The sequence below is a fragment of the Cupriavidus sp. WGlv3 genome, assembly GCF_023952475.1.
Classification (GTDB): domain Bacteria; phylum Pseudomonadota; class Gammaproteobacteria; order Burkholderiales; family Burkholderiaceae; genus Cupriavidus; species Cupriavidus phytorum.
In genome coordinates this window covers 169,120-192,015 of the sequence record NZ_JALHRX010000007.1, presented here as the reverse complement: position 1 = coordinate 192,015, position 22,896 = coordinate 169,120, and the positions used below count along the sequence as shown (strand labels likewise).

The 22,896-nt window shown below is 68.0% G+C and carries 24 protein-coding genes; 10 read left to right on the top strand and 14 right to left on the bottom strand.

What is annotated here, in order from left to right:
• Nucleotides 1-2: 2 nt before the first annotated feature.
• From minC to MKD38_RS14585, 4 genes are all read left to right on the top strand, one after another.
• On the top strand, nucleotides 3-803 hold the full coding sequence (gene minC, locus MKD38_RS14600) for a septum site-determining protein MinC (RefSeq protein ID WP_252677819.1): 801 nt from the start codon (nucleotides 3-5) through the stop codon (nucleotides 801-803).
• Between the two features lie 67 nt (nucleotides 804-870).
• Nucleotides 871-1,686, top strand: a complete 816-nt coding sequence (minD, locus tag MKD38_RS14595) for a septum site-determining protein MinD (RefSeq protein ID WP_062796161.1) — start codon at nucleotides 871-873, stop codon at nucleotides 1,684-1,686.
• A gap of 21 nt (nucleotides 1,687-1,707) precedes the next feature.
• Nucleotides 1,708-1,962 carry a cell division topological specificity factor MinE gene (gene minE, locus MKD38_RS14590; RefSeq protein WP_012351386.1) on the top strand — a complete coding sequence of 85 codons (255 nt, stop codon included), beginning with the start codon at nucleotides 1,708-1,710 and terminating at the stop codon, nucleotides 1,960-1,962.
• A 335-nt stretch (nucleotides 1,963-2,297) separates the two neighbouring features.
• A complete protein-coding gene (locus MKD38_RS14585; RefSeq protein ID WP_116335805.1) occupies nucleotides 2,298-3,377 on the top strand; it encodes a porin in 1,080 nt (359 codons plus the stop codon).
• 51 nt (nucleotides 3,378-3,428) lie between these two features.
• Here the strand turns inward: MKD38_RS14585 and MKD38_RS14580 are convergent, their stop codons facing one another.
• Both MKD38_RS14580 and MKD38_RS14575 read right to left on the bottom strand, forming a co-directional pair.
• Nucleotides 3,429-4,190 carry a sensor histidine kinase gene (locus MKD38_RS14580; RefSeq protein WP_252677817.1) on the bottom strand — a complete coding sequence of 254 codons (762 nt, stop codon included), beginning with the start codon at nucleotides 4,188-4,190 and terminating at the stop codon, nucleotides 3,429-3,431.
• Nucleotides 4,187-4,915: a response regulator transcription factor gene (locus tag MKD38_RS14575; protein WP_252677816.1), complete on the bottom strand. Its 729-nt coding sequence runs from the start codon at nucleotides 4,913-4,915 to the stop codon at nucleotides 4,187-4,189. Before MKD38_RS14575 ends, MKD38_RS14580 begins: the two co-directional genes overlap by 4 nt.
• 231 nt (nucleotides 4,916-5,146) lie before the next feature.
• Here MKD38_RS14575 and MKD38_RS14570 point away from each other — a divergent pair, with 231 nt between their 5' ends.
• Nucleotides 5,147-5,827: a response regulator transcription factor gene (locus MKD38_RS14570; protein WP_252677815.1), complete on the top strand. Its 681-nt coding sequence runs from the start codon at nucleotides 5,147-5,149 to the stop codon at nucleotides 5,825-5,827.
• Between the two features lie 26 nt (nucleotides 5,828-5,853).
• On the opposite strand, the gene MKD38_RS14565 is transcribed toward MKD38_RS14570, so the two are convergent.
• The 3 genes from MKD38_RS14565 to MKD38_RS14555 all read right to left on the bottom strand — a co-directional run bounded on the left by MKD38_RS14565 (nucleotide 5,854) and on the right by MKD38_RS14555 (nucleotide 8,222).
• On the bottom strand, nucleotides 5,854-6,843 hold the full coding sequence (locus tag MKD38_RS14565; protein ID WP_252677814.1) for a Bug family tripartite tricarboxylate transporter substrate binding protein: 990 nt from the start codon (nucleotides 6,841-6,843) through the stop codon (nucleotides 5,854-5,856).
• Between the two features lie 103 nt (nucleotides 6,844-6,946).
• Nucleotides 6,947-7,213, bottom strand: a complete 267-nt coding sequence (locus MKD38_RS14560; RefSeq protein WP_092315260.1) for a hypothetical protein — start codon at nucleotides 7,211-7,213, stop codon at nucleotides 6,947-6,949.
• Between the two features lie 97 nt (nucleotides 7,214-7,310).
• Entirely contained in the window at nucleotides 7,311-8,222 is a 912-nt protein-coding gene (locus MKD38_RS14555) for an EamA family transporter (RefSeq protein WP_252677813.1), read from the bottom strand.
• Between the two features lie 94 nt (nucleotides 8,223-8,316).
• Here MKD38_RS14555 and MKD38_RS14550 point away from each other — a divergent pair, with 94 nt between their 5' ends.
• On the top strand, nucleotides 8,317-8,868 hold the full coding sequence (locus MKD38_RS14550; protein WP_256504893.1) for a MarR family winged helix-turn-helix transcriptional regulator: 552 nt from the start codon (nucleotides 8,317-8,319) through the stop codon (nucleotides 8,866-8,868).
• An 8-nt stretch (nucleotides 8,869-8,876) separates the two neighbouring features.
• Here the strand turns inward: MKD38_RS14550 and MKD38_RS14545 are convergent, their stop codons facing one another.
• Nucleotides 8,877-10,124: an MFS transporter gene (locus tag MKD38_RS14545; protein WP_252677812.1), complete on the bottom strand. Its 1,248-nt coding sequence runs from the start codon at nucleotides 10,122-10,124 to the stop codon at nucleotides 8,877-8,879.
• A 127-nt stretch (nucleotides 10,125-10,251) separates the two neighbouring features.
• Between MKD38_RS14545 and MKD38_RS14540 the strand changes: the two genes are divergently transcribed.
• Nucleotides 10,252-11,124 carry an AraC family transcriptional regulator gene (locus MKD38_RS14540; protein WP_252677811.1) on the top strand — a complete coding sequence of 291 codons (873 nt, stop codon included), beginning with the start codon at nucleotides 10,252-10,254 and terminating at the stop codon, nucleotides 11,122-11,124.
• Nucleotides 11,125-11,148: 24 nt separating this feature from the next.
• On the opposite strand, the gene MKD38_RS14535 is transcribed toward MKD38_RS14540, so the two are convergent.
• The 3 genes from MKD38_RS14535 to MKD38_RS14525 form a co-directional block, all read right to left on the bottom strand.
• A complete protein-coding gene (locus tag MKD38_RS14535; RefSeq protein WP_252677810.1) occupies nucleotides 11,149-12,405 on the bottom strand; it encodes a M20 aminoacylase family protein in 1,257 nt (418 codons plus the stop codon).
• A 204-nt stretch (nucleotides 12,406-12,609) separates the two neighbouring features.
• A complete protein-coding gene (locus MKD38_RS14530; protein WP_252677808.1) occupies nucleotides 12,610-13,458 on the bottom strand; it encodes a fumarylacetoacetate hydrolase family protein in 849 nt (282 codons plus the stop codon).
• Between the two features lie 36 nt (nucleotides 13,459-13,494).
• Complete coding sequence (locus MKD38_RS14525) at nucleotides 13,495-14,169, bottom strand: GntR family transcriptional regulator (protein ID WP_252677910.1); 675 nt, start codon at nucleotides 14,167-14,169, stop codon at nucleotides 13,495-13,497.
• A 234-nt stretch (nucleotides 14,170-14,403) separates the two neighbouring features.
• Here MKD38_RS14525 and MKD38_RS14520 point away from each other — a divergent pair, with 234 nt between their 5' ends.
• The 3 genes from MKD38_RS14520 (at nucleotide 14,404) to gstA (ending at nucleotide 17,295) form a co-directional block, all read left to right on the top strand.
• On the top strand, nucleotides 14,404-15,702 hold the full coding sequence (locus MKD38_RS14520) for an MFS transporter (RefSeq protein ID WP_252677806.1): 1,299 nt from the start codon (nucleotides 14,404-14,406) through the stop codon (nucleotides 15,700-15,702).
• Nucleotides 15,703-15,801: 99 nt separating this feature from the next.
• The gene (locus MKD38_RS14515) at nucleotides 15,802-16,530 is read left to right on the top strand and encodes a maleate cis-trans isomerase family protein (RefSeq protein ID WP_018314317.1); all 729 of its coding nucleotides are present in this window, start codon (nucleotides 15,802-15,804) and stop codon (nucleotides 16,528-16,530) included.
• A gap of 138 nt (nucleotides 16,531-16,668) precedes the next feature.
• Entirely contained in the window at nucleotides 16,669-17,295 is a 627-nt protein-coding gene (gene gstA, locus MKD38_RS14510; protein ID WP_252677804.1) for a glutathione transferase GstA, read from the top strand.
• 25 nt (nucleotides 17,296-17,320) lie between these two features.
• On the opposite strand, the gene MKD38_RS14505 is transcribed toward gstA, so the two are convergent.
• The 5 genes from MKD38_RS14505 to MKD38_RS14485 form a co-directional block, all read right to left on the bottom strand.
• Nucleotides 17,321-17,941, bottom strand: a complete 621-nt coding sequence (locus MKD38_RS14505) for a glutathione peroxidase (RefSeq protein WP_252677802.1) — start codon at nucleotides 17,939-17,941, stop codon at nucleotides 17,321-17,323.
• Between the two features lie 47 nt (nucleotides 17,942-17,988).
• A complete protein-coding gene (locus tag MKD38_RS14500; RefSeq protein ID WP_252677909.1) occupies nucleotides 17,989-19,515 on the bottom strand; it encodes an MDR family MFS transporter in 1,527 nt (508 codons plus the stop codon).
• Nucleotides 19,516-19,895: 380 nt separating this feature from the next.
• Nucleotides 19,896-20,336 (bottom strand): CBS domain-containing protein, encoded by a 441-nt coding sequence (locus MKD38_RS14495; RefSeq protein WP_092315278.1) that lies wholly within the window; start codon nucleotides 20,334-20,336, stop codon nucleotides 19,896-19,898.
• A 157-nt stretch (nucleotides 20,337-20,493) separates the two neighbouring features.
• Nucleotides 20,494-21,915, bottom strand: a complete 1,422-nt coding sequence (dbpA, locus tag MKD38_RS14490) for an ATP-dependent RNA helicase DbpA (protein WP_252677800.1) — start codon at nucleotides 21,913-21,915, stop codon at nucleotides 20,494-20,496.
• Between the two features lie 22 nt (nucleotides 21,916-21,937).
• The gene (locus MKD38_RS14485; protein WP_252677799.1) at nucleotides 21,938-22,885 is read right to left on the bottom strand and encodes a DUF72 domain-containing protein; all 948 of its coding nucleotides are present in this window, start codon (nucleotides 22,883-22,885) and stop codon (nucleotides 21,938-21,940) included.
• Nucleotides 22,886-22,896: the final 11 nt, after the last annotated feature.

Here is a 22,896-nt window from a genome sequence, read left to right as displayed (position 1 = left end):
CTATGTCCCAGAAGAAATCGCCACGCTTCGAGCTGCGCAGTGGCAACGTCGACGCCCTCCTTCTCGCCCTCCAGACCGCCGACATGGCTGCGCTGCGGGATGACCTCCTCACCCGCTTCGAAGCCACCCCCGACTTCTTCTCCAATGACGTGATCGCGCTGGACCTGCGCGCGCTCGACGACGACAGCGAAGTCGCGCTCGGCACCGTGATCGACACGCTGGCCACGCTCAAGGCCCGCGCCATCGGCGTGGTCGCCCGTGCCGGCCAGCGCGAGTGGGCCGAGCGCTTCGGCCTGCCGCTGCTCGACAGCCAGGCCCGCCGCAGCGGCGCCACCGAGCGTGCCGCCGAAGCCAAGGCCGCTGCCGCCGCGGAACAGGCCGCCGCCGAGCAGGCGGCGCGCGAGGAAGCCGCCCGCGCCGCGGCGCTGGCCGCCACCGACGCCGCCGTGGCCGCCGCCGTACGGCAGACCCAGACCCTGCTGATCGACAAGCCGCTGCGCTCCGGCCAGCAGATCTATGCGCATGGCGACGTGGTCATCATGGACGTGGTCAGCTACGGTGCCGAGGTCATCGCCGAAGGCAACATCCATATCTATGCCCCGCTGCGCGGCCGCGCGCTGGCGGGCGTCAAGGGCAACACCGCCGCGCGCATCTTCAGCACGTGCATGGAGCCCGAACTGATTTCCATCGCCGGCATCTACCGGACCGCGGAGCAGACGCTTCCGGCCGATGTGCACGGCAAGACCGCCCAGGTGCGCCTGGCCGATGAAAAACTGATCCTCGAAGCGGTGCGGCTCAAGTAGCCGCGGCGCTCATCGAGACCGGATCACAGAGAGCGCAAGCTTCAACTTATTACTGGACCAAAGAGCCATGGCAAAAATCATCGTTGTGACCTCCGGCAAGGGAGGCGTCGGCAAGACCACCACCAGCGCCAGCTTTGCCGCCGGCCTGGCCCTGCGCGGCCACAAGACTGCCGTGATCGACTTCGACGTCGGCCTGCGCAACCTCGACCTGATCATGGGTTGCGAGCGCCGCGTGGTGTACGACCTGATCAACGTGGTGCAGGGCGAAGCCAACCTGCGCCAGGCGCTGATCAAGGACAAGAAGTGCGAGAACCTGTTCATCCTGCCGGCGTCGCAGACGCGCGACAAGGATGCGCTGACGCGCGAGGGCGTCGAGAAGGTGATCGACGGCCTGATCGAGATGGATTTCGAATACATCGTCTGCGACTCGCCCGCCGGCATCGAATCGGGCGCGCTGATGGCCATGTACTTCGCCGACGAGGCGCTGATCGTGACCAACCCGGAAGTGTCGTCGGTGCGCGATTCGGACCGCATCCTCGGCATCCTGGCGTCCAAGACCAAGCGCGCCACCGAGGGCGGCGATCCGATCAAGGAACACCTGCTGATCACCCGCTACAACCCCAAGCGCGTGCATGGCGGCGAGATGCTGTCGCTGACCGACATCCAGGAAATCCTGCGCATCAAGCTGATCGGCGTGGTGCCGGAATCGGAAGCGGTGCTGCACGCCTCCAACCAGGGCACGCCTGCCATCCACCTGGAAGGCAGCGACGTGTCTGACGCCTACAGCGACGTGGTGGACCGCTTCCTCGGCAAGGACAAGCCGATGCGGTTCACCGACTACCAGAAGCCGGGGCTGTTCTCGCGCATCTTCGGCAACAAGTAACGGTCAAGGAGGGCTCACCCCATGTCGATCCTTTCCTTCCTGCTGGGAGAGAAGAAGAAGTCCGCGTCGGTCGCCAAGGAGCGGCTGCAGATCATCCTGGCGCACGAGCGCACCGGCCATTCCGCCCCCGCCGACTACCTGCCCGCGCTGCAGCGGGAGCTGGTGGCGGTGATCTCCAAGTACGTCAAGATCGGCGACCAGGACCTGCGCGTCAGCCTGGAACGCCAGGACAACCTCGAGGTGCTCGAGGTCAAGATCGAGATCCCGCAGCACTGAGCACGGGACCCGGCAGCGCCCGGGTCCACGCCCCCGCGGGGCTCTCCGCCCCGCCCCTTCTTGCGCCTTCCCGCCCTGTCGCTCCAAGGCCCCGCCGCCGTGCCAGCGCGGCTTCACGGCTTCTCCGCCGCGCTGCGTTATCCCCCAAATGCAGAATTCTGTAGCGGCCAGACAACGGAATTGCATCAATTTCCTGCTTGAAAGCGCGGCTCCACGGAGTTTTGTGTCCTTGTTCCTTACGTTTTGTTAAATTTTCGCGGCGTTTACACGAAACGTAGACCTTATCCCCGCCGTGATCCGGCGAAGGGCACAGTACAAGACAGAAAAGGAGCACCATGAAGAAATCGGCCATCGTCCTCGCAGCCGGCAGCCTGTTGGCAGGTTCGGCTTTCGCCCAAACCTCCGTCACCCTGTACGGTATCGTCGACCAGAGCATCCGCTTCCAGACGAACGCGAACGCCAACAATGACAACTCGTGGGAACTGACCAACGGCGCCATCACCAACAGCCGCTGGGGCATGAAGGGCAGCGAAGCCCTGGGCAACAACCTGAAGGCGATCTTCCAGCTGGAAGGCGGCTTTGACCCGGATACCGGCCGCGCCAACCAGAACAACAGCCTGTTTGGCCGTCAGGCGTACGTCGGCCTGTCGGGCGACTTTGGCACGATCAAGCTGGGCCGCCAGTACACCGAAGGCTTTAATTTCTTCGGCGACTACGATCCGCTGACCATCGGCAACTACACCAACAACGCCTGGCCGTTCTTCCTGACCCAGTTCCGCAACAACAACGTGGTCAGCTACGCCGGCAAGTTCGGCGGCCTGGACGTCGGCGCCAGCTACGGCTTCGGCGAGCAGCCGGGCAGCATGAGCCAGAACCAGTACTGGGGCACCCGTGCCGCCTACTCGTTCGGTCCGTTCGGCATCGGCGGCGTGTACCAGGAAATCCGCGATATCAACGGCAACAAGCAGCAAATGTGGGGCGCTGCCGGTAAGTACGCCTTTGGCCCGGCCAAGCTGTTCGTCGGTTACATCGGCGGCAAGGACCGCACCGGCGTCATCGACAACGGCTTCCTGAACAACTCGGCTGCCGCTCCGGCACCGGGCGTGGTCGCAGCCGGCGCTGCCAGCAACCCGCGCAAGGACACCCTCGGCTACATCGGCCTGACCTACCAGGCCACCCCGGCCCTGGCGCTGACCGGCGTGTTCTACGGCGACTACGTCGAGAACAAGAACGGCGTGAACAACAACAACGGCCGTCGCTACACCGGCGTGCTGCTGGCCGAGTACTCGCTGTCGAAGCGCACCCAGGTTTACGGCACGGTTGACTTCAACAAGGTTTCGGGCGGCACCACCACCGAAATGCCGGGCCGCAACAACCAGACCGGCGCTGCCCTGGGTATCCGCCACATCTTCTGATCGATACCTGATCAGCAGTTCCTGGCAAAAGGCACCTTCGGGTGCCTTTTTTCATGGGCGCGGCCGGCGCCGCAGCCACAGGTACCAGCCGGCCTGCGCGCCTTCGCCCAGCATCGGCTGCAGCGGCACCAGCAGGCCGCCGTGGCGGGCCACCACGCGCTGCGCGCACAGCAGCGCGGATCCGGGCCGGGCCAGTTGCGCGGCGCCCGCGTCGTCGGCGGGCTGGAACACGATCGACAGCGCCACGCCACCGGCATGGCCGCGGCACGCGGTGCGCACGGCCGTGCCCTGCGCCGCCGCGCCGATGGCGCTGCTCAGCAGCCATTCCAGCGTGCCGGCCAGCATCGCCGCGTCGCCGCCGAAGCGTGGCAGGCGCCCGGCCGGGCGTTCCAGCCGGATCCCGGCCTCGCCGGCTTCGGTCCAGACTCGGTCCAGCGCTTCATCGAGCAGGGTTTCCATGGCGATCCGCCGCATCCGGTAGGCATGCCGGGTTTCGCGCAGCAGCCGGTTCAGGTCATCGATATGGCGCAGCGAGCGGCGCGCATGGCCGCCCACCTGCGCCAGCAGCGCCGCATCGGCCTGCGAGCGGGTCTGGCGCAGCGCCAGCCACGCCAGCAGCGAGGCATTGGGTTGGCGCAGGTCGTGGCCCAGCACATGCAGCAGCATGTCGTGCACGGCGGCCGGGTCGCGCGCGTCGCAGCCGCTTGCCGGCGCCGGCACCGCGGCAGCGCTGCGGCTGCGTCGCGCCAGCCGGCTGCCGCCCAGGCACAACGCCGCGGCAACCAGCGCAAGGCGCAGCGGGCGCGCCGTCATGCCGCGGCACGCTCGGCGTGTGCCAGGCGCTCCAGCCGGTAGCCGTGCGTATAGACCGGGGTCAGCCGCATGCCGTGCTCGGCCTGCAGCCCAAGCTTGCTGCGCACGCGCGACACGTGGGTATCGATGGTGCGCGACATCGGCGAGATCTCGCGGCCCCAGACCGCGGCGGTGATGTGGTCGCGCGTGACGATGCGGCCTTCATGGCGGAACAGCAGCACCGCGAGGTCGAACTCCTTGGGCGTCAGGCCGATCGGCTGGCCGTTGCAGGTGACCCGGCGCAGCGCGCAGTCGAAGGCGTAGTCGCCCAGCCGCAGCGGCGCGTGCGGCGATGCCTGCGCCGGATACGCGCGTCGCAACAGGCAGTCTATGCGTGCGGCCAACTCGGCCGGACGGATCGGCTTGACCATGTAGTCATCGGCGCCGGCGGCCAGCGCGCTGACGATATCGTGCTCGGCATCGCGGCAGCTCAGGAACATGACCGGGATGCGCCGGTCCAGGTGGGTGCGCACCCAGGCCAGCACCTCGCGCCCGGACAGGTCGGGCATCTGCCAGTCCAGCAGCAGCAGGTCGAAGCCGGCGTCGCGCAGCGCCAGCAGCAGGCGCCGGCTTTCGCCGAAGGTCACGCACTCGTATCCCGCGCTGGCGACGACCTGGCGGATCAGCGCCGCATCCGCGGGCGCGTCCTCGAGCGATGCAATGCGCGATGCCGTTTTCTTTCCCATGTTGCCTCCGACGTAGCTGGCCATCAGCGGGACATTTAATCCGGTGTCGCGGCCCGCCCGAATAGGAAAGCGCTCAATCTCGCCTTTCAACAATCTTTTACTTCTCGCCTCAGCGGGCCGCTCCTACCATGGGCTTCGCTGCGGGCCGACCCGTGCCCGCACAACCTGTTTGTCGAGCTGTGTCCATCCCGGCGGCGCACTGCGGTGCGTCCGCGCACAGGAGCCACGTCCGTGAAGATCGCCGCGCTGCAGGCGGACCCCACCCTCGCCGTCAGCATCGAACAGACCCTGCGCCTGAACGGCCACCAGTGCACGCGCTACCTCAGCGGGCGCGCGCTGATCGGCGCGCTGCGCGGCAGGTCGTTCGACCTGCTGATGCTGGATTGCGATACGCCGGGCCTGCCGGCATTGGAAGTGCTGGCGTGGGTGCGCCGCACCCTGGGCAACGAGATGCCGGTGATGCTTACCGGAGGCTCGAACGAAGAAGGCTTTGTCGCGGCCTGCCTGGCGCAGGGCGCGGACAGCTACGTGCCCAAGCCGCTGCGCACTGCGGAACTGGCCGCGCGCGTGCTGGCGCTGCTGCGCCGCGCGCGGCCGGCGAGCGCGGATTGCGACCTGGAACACGGGCCGTTCCGCTTTGCCACCACCGAGCGGCAGGTGTGGGTGCAGGGCAAGCCGGTGCTGCTGGCCCCGAAGGAATTCGACCTGGCGGTGCTGCTGTTCCGCAACCTGGGTTCGCTGGTGCTGCGCCAGACCATGGTCGACCAGGTCTGGCGCTATCACATGGACGCGGCCTCGCGCACCGTGGACAGCCACTTGTCGCGCGTGCGCACCAAGCTGGCGCTGTGGCCGCACAACGGTGTGCGGCTGTCATCGGTGTACGGGTTGGGGAGCCGGCTCGATGCGGCCTAGCTTGGCGCCGGCGCCCGGCTGGTGATTCAGTCGGCTTTGATGCCGGCTTCCTTGACGATGCGGGCGTTCTCCGCGGATTCTTCGCGGATGGCCTTGGCAAACTGCGCCGGCGTGCCGCCGGTCGGCACTTCACCGCCCTTGAGCAGGCGCTCATGGACTTCCGGCTCGGCCAGCGCCTTGTTCAGCTCGGCGTTCAGGCGGTTGATGATGGCCGCGGGGGTCTTGCCCGGCGCGAACACACCGAAGGTGGAAGTCAGGTTGGCCTTGGGGTAGCCCAGCTCGGCCAGCGTCGGCACGGCGGGCAGGCTCTCCAGGCGCCTGGGTGCGCCCACCGCCAGCGCGCGCAGGCGGCCGGCCTGCATATGCTGGCTCAACACCGGGCTGGCGTTGGTGCTCATCACCTCGAACTGGCCGCCGAGCGCATCGTTCATCTGCTGGCCGGCGCCCTTGTACGGGATCAGCACGATGTCGGCCTTCGACTTCTGCTTGACCTGTTCCAGCACCACATGGCCGACCGTGCCCAGGCCCGACGTGGCCCAGCGTACCGAACCCGGTTTGGCGCCGGCCTGGCCGACCACGTCGGCAAAGCTCTTGCCGCTGAAGGCGGAAGTCCCGACCACCAGCACCGGCGAGTACATCACGCTCATCACCGGCGCCACGTCCTTGTGCGGATCGTAGTTGACGCGTCCCACATGCGGATTCAGCGTCAGCGGGCTGGTGGCGGCAAAGCCGAGGGTGTAGCCGTCCGGCGCAGCCTTGGCTACCGCATCGATGCCGATGCTGCCGCCCGCGCCGGCCTTGTTCTCCACCACCACCGAGGTACCCATCTGCGCCGACAGGCGCTCGCCGAGCGCGCGCGCGACGGTGTCGCTGATGCCGCCGGTGGGATACGCGACGATCAGGCGGATCGGGCGGCTGGGATAGGCGTCGGCCGCGGTGGCATTAGCGGGAGCCACTGCGGCGGCAGTGAATGCGCACGCTGCGGCCAGCAGCGACGAGCGGAAGGGAAAGGCCATGATGGGAAAGCGGGAGAGATTCGACGGAAGCGGCCGCGCCGCAACCGGCGGGCGCGAGGCGGAACAGCCGCTATCTTAGCCGATCATGCGGCGCGCTCAGCGCTCAGCGCTCCAGCGGCCGCTCCGGCACCCAGGAGACAAAGAGCTCGTTGGCACGGTCGTAGAGCCGCCAGCCCGTGCCGCAGTCGCGGCAGCAAAACGACAGCATGCTGTACGGCACCCCGGCGGCGCTCTGGGTCACCACCGGCGCCGTGCCACGCAGCGCCAGGCAGGCCGGCGGCTCGCGCCGGCGCGGATCGTCGGCCAGCGCCAGGCAGCGCTCGCAAGGCGGCGTGGCGGGGGCGGCGGAAGGGTCTGGGGCGGCTGGCATCGTCGGCGGCGTCGGCGGAAACGGGGCAGGTCTGACTCGAGTGCCCGCCATGATGCCGCAAAATTCCACCCGGCAGCAGCACCCTTCGCGGATGACATCAGGCCGCCTGCGTACGCGCCACCGTGGCGGGCGCGGCTGCGCGCTGGCCAAGCCACACGCTGCCCAGCACCAGCAGCGCGCCGGCCGCCTGCACCGCGGTCAGTGCCTGCCCCAGCACCAGGAAGCCCAGCACCGTCGCGCTGACCGGACTGAGCAAGCCCAGCGCCGCCACCGCCGACGAGGGCATGCGCCCCACGCCGCGGAACCAAAGCGCGTAGCTGAAGCCGGCGCCGACTATGCTGAGCCACGCGTAGCCGAGCCAGTTGGCCAGCGTGAAGGTGCCCGGCAGCGGTTCCAGCACCAGCGCGAACGGCAGCAGAAACAGCCCGCCCGCGCACAACTGCCATGCCGTCAGCACCAGCGGCGAGACCGGCGGCTGCCAGTGGCGCGTCAGCACCGTACCCACCGCCATCGACACCGCCCCCGCGGCCGCCGCCGCCACGCCGACGGCATCCAGCCTGGCGGCCGGCCCGAGCACCAGCAGCGCCACGCCCAGCAACCCGCCCGCGCCGGCCATCCAGGCGGCCGGACGCGGCCGCGCACTCAGGCAGGCCCACGCCAGCACCACCACGATCAGCGGCTGGATCGCGCCGACCGTGGCCGCCACGCCGCCGGGCAGGCGGTAGGCGGCGATGAACAGCATCGCCTGGAAGAAGCCGATATTGAGCACGCCGAGCACCGCCGCGCGCCACCACCAGCCGCCCTGCGGCAACTGCCTGCCGAAGGCCAGCATCGCCAGACCGGCCGGCAGCGCGCGGATCACGCCGGACAGCAAGGGCTGCCCCGGTGGCAGCCACTGGCTGGTGACGAGGTAGGTGCTGCCCCAGATCGCGGGGGCCAGGCCGGTCATCAGGATGTCCCTCAGGCTCGGGCCGGCTGCCCCGGTCGTGGAAATGGCGTTCGCCTTCATGTCGATATTCTTGACGTCAAGATAATTCACTTTACGAAGGCGATCGGTTGATGTCAAGATACTTCGATCCGCTTCGTTCTGCCTGCCTGCCCTGATGACTGTCCGCCGCAAATCCGAAGACATCCCCGACCATGTCGACGGCATCCTCGCCCAATGGGCGCGCGAACGCCCCGATCTCGATGCCTCGCCGATGGGCATCCTGGGGCGGCTGGGCCGGCTCAACCGCCATACCGGCCGGGCGATCGAAGCCGCGCTGGGCGCGACCGGGCTGCAGCCGTGGGAGTTCGATGTGCTGGCGACGCTGCGGCGGGCCGGGCCGCCCTATGCGCTGTCGCCGGGCGCGCTGATCGGCTCGCTGATGATCACCTCGGGCACCATGACCAACCGGCTCGATCACCTAGAGCGGGCCGGGCTGGTACGGCGCGAGCCCAATCCGGACGACCGGCGCGGGCTGCTGGTGGCGCTGACCGACGCCGGCCGCGCGCGCGTCGACCACGCGGTGGAGCTGCACGTGGCCAACGAGCACCGCCTGCTGGAAGGGTTGACCGCGACGGAGCGCGCGCAGCTGGCCGCGCTGCTGCGCCGCTGGCTGCGCATGTTCGAGCCGCCATCGGGCGATGGCGGCGAAGGCAAGTCAGGCGACTAAGCCACGCTTCACGCGCGCTGCGGACCCTCGCGCAGATCCGGCAGGAACACCGTCAGCAGGCCCAGCAGAGGCAGGTAGGCGCAGTACTCGTACACCGCGCGGATCCCGTGCGTATCGGCCATGCCGCCCAGCACCGCGGCGCCGATGCCGCCCATGCCAAAGGCGAAGCCGAAGAACAGCCCCGACACCATGCCGACCTTGCCGGGGATCAGTTCCTGCGCGAACACCAGGATCGCCGAGAACGCCGAGGCCAGGATAAAGCCGATGATGAAGGTCAGCACCGTGGTCCAGAACAGGCCCACGTGCGGCAGCAGCAGCGTGAACGGCGCCACGCCCAGGATCGAGGCCCAGATCACGCGCTTGCGGCCGATGCGGTCGCCGATCGGGCCGCCCAGGATGGTCCCGGCGGCGACCGCGAACAGGAACAGGAACAGGTGCAGCTGCGCGTCCTGCTGCGCCAGCCCGAAGCGCTCCATCAGGTAGAAGGTGTAGTACGAGGTCAGGCTGGCCATGTAGAAGTACTTGGAGAACACCAGCACCATCAGCACCACCATGGCCCGCACCACCACGCGCGTGGCCACCGGGCTGGCCGCCGCGCCGGCGGCCTTGCGCTTACGCGCGCCCTGCGCCAGCTGGCGCGCGTACCAGCCGCCGATGCGCCACAGCACCACGATGCCCACCAGCGCCGCCAGCGAGAACCACGCCAGGCTGGCCTGCTGGTGCACGATCAGCGCCGCCAGCAGCGGACCCATGGCACTGCCGCCATTGCCGCCCACCTGGAAGATCGACTGCGCCAGCCCGTGCTGGCCGCCCGACGCCATGCGCGCCACGCGCGACGACTCCGGGTGGAAGATCGACGAACCGGTGCCGACCAGCGCCGCGGCCACCAGCAGCACGCCGTAGCTGGGCGCCACCGACAGCAGCAGCAGGCCGGCCAGCGTAAAGGCCATCGCCACCGCCAGCGAATGCGGCCTGGGATGCTTGTCGGTGTACAGCCCCACCACCGGCTGCAGCAGCGACGCGGTGACCTGGTAGGTCATGGTCAGCAGCCCGATCTGGGTGAAGCTGAGGTTGAAGCCGCCCTTCAGCATCGGATAGATCGCCAGGATCAACGACTGGATCATGTCGTTGAGGAAGTGGGCGAAGCTGATCGCGGACAGCACGCGGAAACCGGTGCGTTCCGCCTGCGGGGACGGCGCAAGCGACGGAGTGGCGGGGGCTGCGCCAGCCGGCGCGGAGTCGATGGTTGTGCTCATTGGCGGCTCTCGACAAACGGAAAGCGGCCAGCGGGGGCGCCGGCCGGGAACAATCTGAGCACCGATGCTAGCTGGCGTACCGGCGCCTGTCCTGCGAGAATAGGTCCGCAACCTTGGAGAAAAGGACATGGCGCGCGCCCCCCGCCCTCTTTCCGCCGCGGCCCCCGTGAGTCGCCGGTCGCGACAGCCGCTGCCCGACCCCACCCCCGAAACGCTGGCGCTGGGCGACACCTACGCCGATCCGCCGCCCTATTTTCGCTTCGACCGCAGCCCGCTGCCGGTCACCGCGATGGCGGCCGACTACCTGCCCGGTCACATGACCCAGCCGCACCAGCACCCGCACGCGCAGCTGATCCACGCGGTGCACGGCGTGATGGTGGTGGCCACGGCCGAAGGCCAGTGGATCGTGCCGCCGACGCGCGGCATGTGGATGCCGGGCGGCACCACGCACTGGATCCGCATGGTGGGCCGCGTGCAAATGCGCACCGCTTATATCCGCCCCGATGCCGCGCCCGACCTGCCGCAGCGCTGCACCGTGCTGGGCATCTCGCCGCTGCTGCGCGAGCTGATATTGGCCGCGGTGGAGATCGCCCTGCCCTATGCGCCCGACACGCGCGATGCCCGGCTGATGCGGCTGCTGCTCGATGAAGTGCTCTTGGTGCCGTCGCTGCCGCTGCACCTGCCGCGTCCGGCGGACGCCAGCCTGCGGCAGATCTGCGACGCCATCGCCGGCGCGCCCGACACCGCGCTGACGCTGGCCGACTGGGGCGCGCGGCTGGGGCTGGACCCCAAGACCATCCAGCGCCGCTTTGCGCGCGAGACCGGCATGACCTTCGGCCAATGGCGCCAGCAGGCGCGCCTGCTGGCCGCGCTGGAAAAGCTGGCGGCCGGCAGCAAGGTGGTCGATGTGGCGCTGGACCTGGGCTACGACAGCCCGAGCGCGTTCGCGACCATGTTCCGGCGCCAGTTCGGCGTGCCGCCGAGCGCGTTCTTCCGTTAAGGCCCTGGAGCGCGGAACCCGGGCTCAGTTGCCCAGGTAGCGCTCCACCAGCCGGGTCCAGTAGGCCGCGCCGACGGTCAGGTTGTCGTCGTTGAAGTCATAGCCGGCGTTGTGCAGCAGCGGCTGGTTGGCGCCGTTGCCCAGCCGCACGAAGCAGCCGGGGCGCTCTTGCAGGAAGTAGGCAAAGTCCTCGCTGCCGGCGATGCGCGCGGCCTGGTCCACCACCTTGCCGCCGCCGACCAGTTCCTCGGCCACCTGGCGCGCGAACTCGGTCTCGCGCTCGCTGTTGACCAGCACCGGGTAGCCACGCACGTAGTCGATCTCGGCCACCGCGCCGTAGCCTTCGGCGTGCGCCGTGGCGAGCTGGCGGATGCGTTGCTCCAGCGCGGCGCGCACTTCCGGGCTGAACGAACGCACGCTGAGTTCCATCCGGGCGCTGTCCGGAATCACGTTGGGCGCGTGCCCGGCGTGCAGCGTGCCGATCGTCACCACCGCGGTTTCGTTCGGATCGACATAGCGCGACACCACCGACTGCAGCGCCATCACCAGGCTGCCCGCCACCAGGATCGGATCGACCGACTGGTGCGGCCGCGCGGCGTGGCCGCCCTTGCCGCGGATGGTGATGGTGACGGTGTCGCACGCCGCCATGAACGGGCCCGAACGGAACAGGAATGTGCCCTGCTCCACGCCCGGATGGTTATGCAGGCCGAAGATGGCATCGCAGGGAAAGCGCTCGAACAGCCCGTCGGCCAGCATGCGCTCGGCGCCGCCGCCGGCGCCGATTTCCTCGGCCGGCTGGAAGATCAGGTGGACGGTGCCATTGAAATTGCGCGTGCGCGCCAGCTGCCGCGCCGCGCCGAGCAGGATCGCGGTATGGCCGTCGTGGCCGCAGGCGTGCATGCGGCCGGCGTTGACGCTGGCGTACGGCAGCGCGGTGCGCTCGTGGATCGGCAGGGCGTCCATGTCGGCGCGGATGCCCACGCTGTGGCCGCTCTCGCCACAGCGCAGCGTACCCACCACGCCGGTGCCGCCCACGCCGCGCGTGACCGCGTAGCCCCACCCTTCGAGCAAGGTGGCGACAAGGCCGGCAGTGCGGACCTCGTCGAAGGCCAGTTCGGGATGCTGGTGGATATTGCGCCGGATCGCTTCGAGTTCGGCGCGGCTGTCGAGGGTATCGGCCAGCGCGCAGTATCGATGCTTCAGCGGTGACTTCAGCGATGACGCGGAGGACTGGAGGGTGGCGCCGAGGTAAGACTCGATTTCGGGGGCGTGCTCGGACATGGCGTTTTGCTCTCTGGCGAAACCTGTATAACCAGTATTTCACGCAGAAAAGGCGAACGAAACGTCAGGCCCCCGATTTCATGTAAAACCATGTAATCCGGCCGCTTTCCGCGCCAGAACTGTTGCCCTAATCGTACGCTTTGTGTGGAAACCCAACGCTTTGTATGAAAGCGTATCGACGGGGAACCCTTGCAGCGGCCGCGGTCAGCGCTCGCCGTACGCCACCACACGTTGCAACTGCTCGCCCAGTTCGTCCACGCCCAGCCGCATGGTGTCGCCGGCCTTGAGGAAGCGCGGCGGCTTGCAGCCCATGCCGACGCCGGGCGGCGTTCCGGTCGCGATCAGGTCGCCTGGCAGCAGCGTCATGAAGCGGCTGACATAGCTGACCAGCGTGGCCACGTCGAACACCATGGTGGCGGTGGTGCCCTGCTGCACGCGCTCGCCGTTGACCTCCAGCCATAGCCCCAGCGCCTGCGGGTCAGCCACTTCGTCACGCGTTACCAGCCACGGGCCGGCGGGGCAGAAGGTGTCGCAGCCCTTGCCCTTGTCCCAGGTGCCGCCGCGCTCGATCTGGAATTCGCGCTCCGAGACATCGTTGACCACGCAGTAGCCGGCCACGTGCTGCAGCGCCTGCTCGCGCGAGACGTTGCGCGCGGTGGTGCCGATGACCACGCCCAGCTCCACTTCCCAGTCGGTCTTGTGCGAGCCGAACGGCAGCATCACCGCGTCGTTGGGACCATTGAGCGAGCTGCTGGCCTTCAGGAACACGATCGGCTCGGCCGGCAGCGGCATGCCGGCTTCGGCAGCGTGGTCGGCATAGTTCAGGCCAATCGCGACGATCTTGCCGATACCGGTCCAGGGCACGCCAAAACGCGCGCCTTCGATGACAGGCAGGGTGTGCGGGTCGACCTGCGCCAGCGCTTCCAGCGCGGCCGGCGCCAGCTGCGCCGCATCGACATCGGGGATCACGCCGGACAGGTCGCGCACGTGGCCGGCATCATCGATCATGCCCGGGCGCTCGGCGCCGGGGTTGCCTACTCGAACCAGTTTCATTGTCGTCGTTGGGTGGTGTGTGTTCTTGGAAGGGGTTCAGGCAGATTGCTTGAGCGCGCCGTTGCGCGCGTTGCCTTCGGCCAGCGTTTGCGCCACCACGGTCAGCACTTCCCGGGCGGTGTTCTCGGAATGGCTGCGCAGCACCTGCGCCAGCCGCGGCCGGCCGGGTTCGCGCAGCGCGGCCATGATGGCCTCGTGCTCCTCGTGTGACTCCTGCCAGCGCAGGGTATCGGCGTTGGCGGCACCACGCGCGCGGTGCACCTTGCTCATCAGCGTCGCGTAGACGCTGGCCAGCACCGGATTGGCGGCGCCATCGATGATCAGTTGGTGGATTTCCTGGTTGATGCGGAAATAGTCGGTGCGCCGGCCGGCGGCGTGGGCGTCGATCATGGCCTGGTGGCGACGCTCGAGCTTGGCCATCGCCGCCGCACCCAGCCGCTGCGCCGCCAGTTCGCCCGCCAGCGCCTCCAGCCCGTGCAGGGTCTCGAAGGTGGCGCGCAATTCTTCCAGGTCGAGTGGCGCAACGCGGTAGCCGATGTACTGCCGATGCAGCACCAGCCCCTCCGACACCAGCACCTTCAGCGCCTCGCGCAGCGGCGTCTTGGACACATCGAAGGTCTCGCAGAACGCGCGCTCGTCGATGCGCGCGCCGGGCGGCAGTTCGCCCTCTTCAATCATGGTGCGCAGCCGCGCGGCGATTTCGGCCGACATGCCAAGCGTGCGCAGGCGCGCGGAGGGGGAAAGCGTTTGTGTCACAGACGTCACCAAAATGGGGAAATGCACCACAGCAAGGCTACCACACCCCTAAATTGTGCATTCGTAACATCGTAAAATCAACGACTTACACGCGTTGTAATTACAGATTACGTATCCTATACTCCGGCCTGTTGCGCGACACCCCATCAGAACTGCCTCAACCAAAGGACGAAAACAGGAGACGCCGTCATGCAGACGACAACGCGGGCAACAGCGATGACCGAGGCCAGGACCTCGGTGCGCTGGAAGATTTTTTTGATGATGCTGTTTCTCATCGCGATCAACTACATCGATCGCGCCTCGCTGTCGGTGGCGATGCCGCTGATTGCCAAGGAGTTCGATCTCAGCCCTGCGATGCAGGGCCTGATCCTCAGTTCCTTCTTCTGGACCTACGCGCTGATGCAGGTGCCGGGCGGCATGCTGGCCGACAAGTACAAGCCGCGCATCGTGATTGCGTGCGCCACCGTGTTCTGGGGCATTGCCCAGGCCGTGGCGGCGTTCACCACCAACGCCACCTCGCTGCTGCTGACAAGGCTGGGCCTGGGCGCGGCCGAAGCGCCGATCTACCCGGCCGGCGGCAAGCTCAACGCAATCTGGATGACGCAGAACGAGCGCGGCCGCGGCGCCACGCTGCTGGACGGCGGCGCCCCGCTGGGCGCGGCCCTGGGCGCGATCATCATCACCTGGCTGATCGCCTCGCTGGGTTCGTGGCGCCTGGCCTTTATCGTCGCCGGCGTCGGCACGGTGCTGGCCGGCGTGCTGGCCTGGTACTACGTGCGCAACTCCCCGCGCGAGCACCGCGGCGTCAACGAGCTGGAAGCGCGCTACATCGAGGAAGCGCTGGCCAGTGAGCACCGCGCCGAGCCGGCCAACCTGTCGGGCCGCTCGCTCGACTTCTTCAAGTACCGCTCGGTGTGGTGCATGGCGATCGGCTGGATGTGCTTCAACACGGTGTTCTACGGCCTGCTGACCTGGATGCCCAACTACCTGAACAAGGTGCACGGCTTCGACATCAAGCAAATGGGCGGCGCCAGCTTCATCATTTTCTTCAGCGGTTTCGTCGGCGAACTGATCGGCGGCTGGATCGCCGACAAATGGAAGGAAGCCGGCGGCCGGCCCAACGTGGTGATGCGCACGCTGTTCGGCATCGCCGCGGTGGTGGCGACGGCGTCGATCTTCTCGGTGGCCTATGTCACCGACCCGGTGGTGGTGGTCGTGCTGCTGTCTTCCACGCTGTTCTTCCTGCGCTGGTGCGGCCTGTTCTGGTGCGTGCCGTCGATGCTGGGCACGCGCAACAAGGTCGGCTTCCTGGGCGGCGTGATGAACCTGGGCGGCAATATCGGCGGCATCTCGGTGCCGATCATCGTCGGCATGATCGTGCAGTTCACCGGCTCGTACTTCCTCGCGCTGATGTTCTTCGCCGCGGCCGGCGTGGGCCTGCTGCTGGCTTCCACCGCGATCGATTACGAGACTAAGATTCCCGTCTGAAGACCCGTCGGATCACCGAGTTCCGCAAACAGAAGACATCCCGCGACAGGCGCCGGCAACGTCCCGGCGCCCGCACTCACTCCTGAGACCAGAACCACAATGACCAAGCAAATCCGACTCGGCATGCTGACGCCGTCTTCCAACACCGCGCTCGAGCCCATCACCAGCGCGATGGTGGCCGGCCTGCCCAATGTCAGCGCGCATTTCTCGCGCTTCACCGTCACCGAGATCTCGCTGCGCGACCAGGCCCTGGGCCAGTTCAACCTCGACAAGATCCTGGCCGCCGCCAGCCTGCTGGCCGACGCGCGCGTCGATGTCATCGCCTGGAATGGCACCTCGTCTGGCTGGCTCGGCTTCGACAAGGACGAAGCGCTGTGCAAGCAGATCACCGAAGCCACCGGCATCCCTGCCACGACCTCGGTGCTGGCATTGAACGAGATCCTGGAAAAAACCGGCGCGCGCAACTTCGGCCTGGCCACCCCGTACCTGGACGACGTGCAGCAGCGCATCATCGCCAACTATGAGCGCAGCGGCTTCCATTGCGTGGCCGAAAGCCACCTGGACCTGCACGTGAACTACAGCTTCGCCGAGGTCGAGGAAGACACCATCCGCGAGATGGTGCGCGGGCTGGCGCAGCACCAGCCGCAGGCCATCACCACCTTCTGCACCAACCTGCGCGCCGCGCACCTGGCCGAAGAACTGGAAGCGGAAACCGGCATCCCGCTGTACGACACCATCTCCACGGTGGTGTGGAAGTCGCTGCGGCTGTGCGGCGTGGATACGCGCGAACTGCGCGGCTGGGGCCGTCTGTTCCGCGAAGTCGAGTAAGCCGGCACGTCCATCTTCCTGTGCAGATCTGCAATGCGCGTCCGCAAGGACGCGCATTGCTGCATAAGGGCCCCGATCCTAGACTGCCTGCACGGCCGCCGCATGGCGTGGCGGCCAGGCAACCACCACAGGATCGCGATGAAGCTCTACTACACTCCGGGCGTCTGCTCGATGGCCGTCCATATCGCCCTGCGCGAAGCCGGCCTGCCGGTCACGCTGGCCAGGGTCGACCTGCACACCCACAAGCTGGCCGTACCCGAGAACGGCACCGACGACTACTACACCGTCAACCCGCGCGGCTATGTGCCGCTGCTGCAGCTGGACGACGGCTCGCGCCATACCGAAGTGGCGTCGCTGCTGCAATACATCGCCGACCTCGTTCCCGAACGCAAGCTGCTGCCCGCCGCCGGCACGCGCGAGCGCCTCGAAGCCACCGGATGGATCACGCTGGTATCGACCGAATTGCACAAGGTCTTCAGCCCGTGGCTGTGGCACAAGGAAACCGCGCAAAGCACGCAGGACGAGTGCAAGGCGAAGCTGCAGCGCCGCTTTGCCGAACTCGACCAGCACCTGCAAACCCGCCAGTACCTGGCGGGCGACACCTTCACGGTGGCCGATGCGTACTGCTTCACCATCGTCGGCTGGGCCCGCATCCTCAGGCTGCCGCTGAACGACCACCCGGCGCTGCAGCAATACCTGTCGCGCGTTGCGGCGCGGCCAGCGGTGCAGGAAGCGATGCGGGCCGAAGGGCTGGTGCGCGACTGAGCCCGGCCGCGTGGCGGATCGCTGTTCAGCGCGGCGCGGCGAGCAGCGATTCGATCTTCGCCACCAGTTCCTTGTCGTCTGGCGTGGTGCGGCTGCCGTAACTGGCCACCACCTTGCCGTCGCGGCCGATCAAATACTTGTAGAAGTTCCATTTCGGCGTGGTGCCGGTCTGCTTTGCCAGCAGCGCGTACATCGGATTTGCCTCGCTGCCGCGCACATGCGATTTGCCGAGCATCGGGAACTTGACGCCGTAAGTGTTGTAGCAGAAGTCCGCGATCTCTTTCTGCGAGCCCGGCTCCTGCGAGAAGTCGTTGGACGGGAAGCCCAGCACCACCAGCCCGCGCGCGTTGTACTTGGCGTACAGCGCCTCGAGCCCTTCGTACTGCGGCGTGAAACCGCAATAGCTCGCGGTATTGACCACCAGCACCACCTTGCCCGCGTACTGGCACAGGTTCTGCGGCGCATCGTCCTGCAGGCGCGGGAAGGTGAAGTTGAGCGATGCCGGGCAGGTGCCAGCGGCGGCAGGGACGGCGGGCTTGTCGGCGGCGCGCAGTGGTGCCGGCATCAAGGACGCGCTAGCGGCTGCAAGGGTGAGGGCGGCAGCCAGGGGAACGGACAGGCGGAAAGGCAGGGGGCGACGGCTCATGGCGACGGGGCTCCGATGTTCGGCTCGCTGGTTCGGGTACGCGTAGTCTACGCCGATGGCGGCCTGCCCGATGCCGCCGCGGATGAGTCCATCGCCAGCGTGGCGGCGTGCTCGGTGACGCTGCTGCGCAACTCCACGTCCGGCATGCGCCGCACGATCAGCAGCGCCAGTACCGCCGCCGCCGCGCCCACCGCAAAGATCAGGTGAAAGCCGGATTCGACGCCACCGGCCAGCACCGCGCGCACCGACGGCGACAGCTGCGCGAAGGCCTCGCTGCCGTGGCGCAGCGCGCCCAGGTCCAGCGCCTGCGTGACCCCGGAAGCCGCCAGCGCCTGGCGGAATTCCAGCGTCAGCAGCGTGCCGGCCAGCGCGCCGCCGAGCGCGCTGCCGAGCGAGCGCAGCACCAGCAGCGCACCGGTGCCGGCGCCGGTATCGCGGCGCTCCAGCGCGTTCTGCACGCTCATCAGCGTCGCCACCATGGTGATGCCCAGGCCCACCCCGGCCAGCGACATCGCCGCCAGCACCACGGCCACCGGCACCGCCGGCGTCACCAGCGCCAGCACGATCAGCCCCAGCGCGCCGGCGATATAGCCCGCGGTCAGGATGCCGCGCATGCGGCCCACGCGCGGCGCCAGCCACGCCACGATAAAGTTGCCCGCCACTGTCGCCAGCAGGAACGGCATCACCAGCAGGCCGGAGGTCGACGCATCGGCGCCGCGCACCAGCTGGAAGTGCAGGGGCAGGGCGAAGATGCACAGGAAGATGTCGAGCGCGGCCAGCGCCGACGCGGCCACGCCCAGCACATAGGCACGGTTGGCGAACAGGCGCGGCGGCAGCATCGGGTCGGCCGCGCGGCGCTCCTGCCAGGTCAGCAGCAACACCGCGGCCACGGCTGCCAGCAGCAGGGCGCCCAGCTCCGGCGAGAGCCAGTCATAGACATCGCCGCCCCAGCTCATCGCCAGCAGGAAGGCGACGATGGCCACCGCCAGCAGCAGCGCGCCCAGCCAGTCCACGCGCGCGCGCCCACCGCGCGCGGGCAGCATGGCCAGGCCGCGGTAGCACAGCAACATCGCCAGCAGCCCCAGCGGCACATTGACCCAGAACAGCCAGCGCCACGACATGTGGTCCGAGACCCAGCCGCCCACCAGTGGCCCGGCAATCGACGCCACCGCCCATACCGTGGCCAGGTAGCCCTGGTAGCGCCCGCGCTGGCGCGGCGCCACCACGTCGGCGATGGCGGCCTGCGCCAGCGACATCAGCCCGCCGCCACCCACGCCCTGCAGCGCGCGGAACACGATCAGCTGCCCCAGCGTCTGCGCCAGCGCGCACGCCACCGAGGCGCCGATAAACAGCGTGATCGCCACCATCAGCAGGCGCCGCCGCCCGAAGCTGTCGGACAGCTTGCCGTACAGCGGCGTGGTCACCGTCGACACGATCAGGTAAGCCGTGACGATCCACGACAGGTGGCCGAAGCCGTTCAGGTCATTGGCAATTGCCGGCACCGCCGGGATCACCACGGTCTGGTCGAGTGCGGCCAGCAGGATGCACAGCACGATGCCGCCGATCACGCGCATCACCGCGCGGTGGTCATGGGCGGGCAGGGCGTTGGCGGCAGAGGAAGCAACAGCGGAGACGGCGGGACCGGTGGAACTGGCGGAAGCGGGCGAAGCGGGCGAAGCGGGCGAAGACATGGGCAGCACAAGGCCGCAGCAATGTGCGGCGAAAGCAACGTCAAAAGCAGGGAATCGGGGCCGGGAACCGCGCGGGGAGGGCGTGATGCCGGAGCGGATGGCCTAATTCAGCGAACGCATAATTATATGCGGCCAGCGAATATCGTGCTTGCGGAGGATCGGATGGACTGCAGGCGACCGCGCGCGGCGCTGCTGCCTCGCCGTCAAGGGAAGGGACGAAGCAGGCCGCTGCAAGGCGGCCCTGCTTCAGGCGGATGCAAACGCTAGTGGCCGCCGCCGGTGATGTAATGCTCCAGCTGCTCGATGATGAACTGCTGTTCCGAGATGATGTCCTTGACCAGGTCGCCGATCGACAGCATGCCGATCAGCTCGTCGCCCTGCATCACCGGCAGATGGCGCAGCCGGTGCCGGGTCATCAGCGCCATGCATTCGTCGGTAGTCTGGTTGGCGCTGACGTAGATCACCGCGTTGGTCATGATGTCGCGCACCAGCGTCTCGCGCGAGGTGCGCTGCATCAGGATCACCTTGCGCGCGTAGTCGCGCTCGCTGAGGATGCCCTTGATCTCGCCATGCTCGATGACCAGCAGCGCGCCGATGCCCTTCTCGGCCATCAGCTGCAGCGCGGCATAGACGGACGCCGTGGGCGGAATGCTGTAGATGGCCTGACTCGGCTTGGACTCCAGAACCTGGCGTGCGGTTTTCATCACCAACTCCTTTTCCGTCGAGAAAACATGCGGCTGGCGCTACCTGCCTTGCTGCCAATGGAAACAGAGTAGCAAAGGATCGCGCGGGCTTACAGGGTGACTTACGCTAATCTTTGTAAGCAAGGGTGTGGCGCCGCCACTACTGCCGCCGCCCGCACTACTCGGTCAGCATCCGCACCTTCACCTTCTTGCCCTTGACCTTGCCGGCGTTGAGCCGCTTCACCGCCTCGCGCCCGATGCTGCGCTCGACGGCGATATAGGTCGACATTTCCAGCACATTGATCTTGCCGATCTGCTCCTTGGCAAAGCCGGCCTCGCCGGTCAGCGCGCCCAGGATATCGCCGGGGCGGATCTTTTCCTTGCGGCCGCCCAGCATCTGCAGCGTCACCATCGGCGGCAGCAGGCGCTCGGTGCTGGCCGGTGTGAGCTCGGCCAGCGGGTGCCATTCGAACTCGCCGCCGTGGTGCTGCTCCAGATTGCCCACGCGCCCCATCTCGTCCATGCTGACCAGGCTGAAGGCCCAGCCCTCCTGATCGGCGCGGCCGGTGCGGCCGATGCGGTGCACGTGGACTTCCGGGTCGGGCGTGATCTCGACATTGATCACCGCTTCGAGTTGCGCGATATCCAGCCCGCGTGCGGCCACGTCGGTGGCCACCAGCACCGAGCAGCTGCGGTTGGCAAACTGCACCAGCACCTGGTCGCGCTCGCGCTGCTCCAGTTCGCCATGCAGCGCCAGCGCCTGGTAGCCCTGCGCGCGCAGCAGCTCCACCAGGTCGCGGCAGCGCGCCTTGGTATTGCAGAACGCCAGCGTGCTGGCCGGCCGGAAGTGGTCCAGCAGCCGCCCCACGGCGTTCAGACGCTCACTTTCTTCCACCTCGTAGAAGCGCTGGCGGATGGTGCTGTTGTCGTGCGTCGCCTCCAGCTTGAGCGACTGCGGATGGCGCAGGAAGCGGTGGCTGAGCTTGTCGATGCCGGGCGGATAGGTTGCGGAGAACAGCAGCGTCTGCCGGTCGCGCGGGCAGCGGCTGGCCACATAGGCGATATCGTCGAAGAAGCCCATGTCGAGCATGCGGTCGGCCTCGTCCAGCACCAGCGTGTTGATGGCCGACAAGTCCAGGCTGCCGCGATCGATATGGTCCAGGATTCGCCCCGGCGTGCCGACCACGATATGCGCGCCGTGGATCAGGCTGTCGACCTGCGGGCGCATCGGCGCGCCGCCGCACAGCGTCAGCACCTTGACGTTCTCTTCGGCGCGCGCCAGGCGGCGGATCTCCTGCGTGACCTGGTCGGCCAGCTCGCGCGTCGGGCACAGCACCATGGCCTGCACGTCGAAGCGGCGCGGCTCGAGCCGGTGCAGCAGCGCCAGCCCGAACGCCGCGGTCTTGCCGCTGCCGGTCTTGGCCTGCGCCACCAGGTCCTGGCCGGCCAATGTGATCGGCAGGCTGGCCGCCTGGATCGGCGTCATTTCGTCATAGCCCAGCTGCGCCAGCGTGGCGAGCATGGCGGGCGACAAGGGCAGGGTGGAGAAAGCGGGGCCGGCTGGCGGCGGCGCGGGGGCTTGGACGGGGGTCGAGTTCATGCGCGATTATAGCGAGCCGGCGTCAGGCATCCGCGGCGGCGGACGGGCTCCAGCCCAGCCGCTCCAGTAGGGCCTGAGCGGCGGCCGGCGCGCGTTCCTTGGCACCGTTGATAAAGAAGATAAAGACCTCGCGCTTGCGTGCCGCGGGCTTGCGGTCCTCGAGCATCGGCAGGTCATCCGGCTGCGCGCCCTGCGCCCACGTCTGCGCGCGTGCGGCCCATGCGTCGAGCGCCTTCGGACCATAGCCGGTGTTCAGCTTCGCGCTGCTTTCCATCAGCCGCGCGTAGACAAAATCCGCGGTCAGGTCGGCCATCGACGGGAATTTCTGCGCGTCGGTAAAAACCGTCGCGGCCTTGTACTTGCGCGCGAGCTTGAGGTAGTCGGCCGACCTGAAACTGTCGTGCCGCACCTCCAGCACGTGGCGCAGTGTCACGCCTTCGACGGAGGCCGGCAGCAATTGCAGGAAGGCCTCGAAGTCTTCCGCATCGAACTGCTTGGTCGGCGCGAACTGCCACACCACCGGCCCCAGCTTGCTGCCCAGCTCGGCAATGCCGCTGTCGATAAAGCGCGCGATGGAGTCGCCGGACTCCGCCAGCACGCGGCGGTTGGTGGCAAAGCGCGAGGCCTTCACCGCAAAGACAAAGTCATCCGGCGTCTCGTCGCGCCACTTGGCGAACGAGGTGCGCTTCTGCGTACCGTGATAGGTGCTGTTGATCTCGATTGCGCTGAGATGCCGGCTGGCATAGGCCAGTTCGCGCGACTGCGCCAGCTTGGCGGGATAGAAGTTGTCGCGCCACGGCGCGTAGTTCCAGCCGCCGATGCCGACGCGCACCAGCCGAGCCGGCGCGGCGGCCTTGCGCGATGGCGCGGTCGATGGGGATTTGGACGCGGCTTTGGTTGCGGCTTTGGTTGCGGCCGCAGAGGTTGCGGCAGGCGTGGATGCGGCCTTCGCCGCGGTGCGTGCTGGCATGGCGCGGTCTC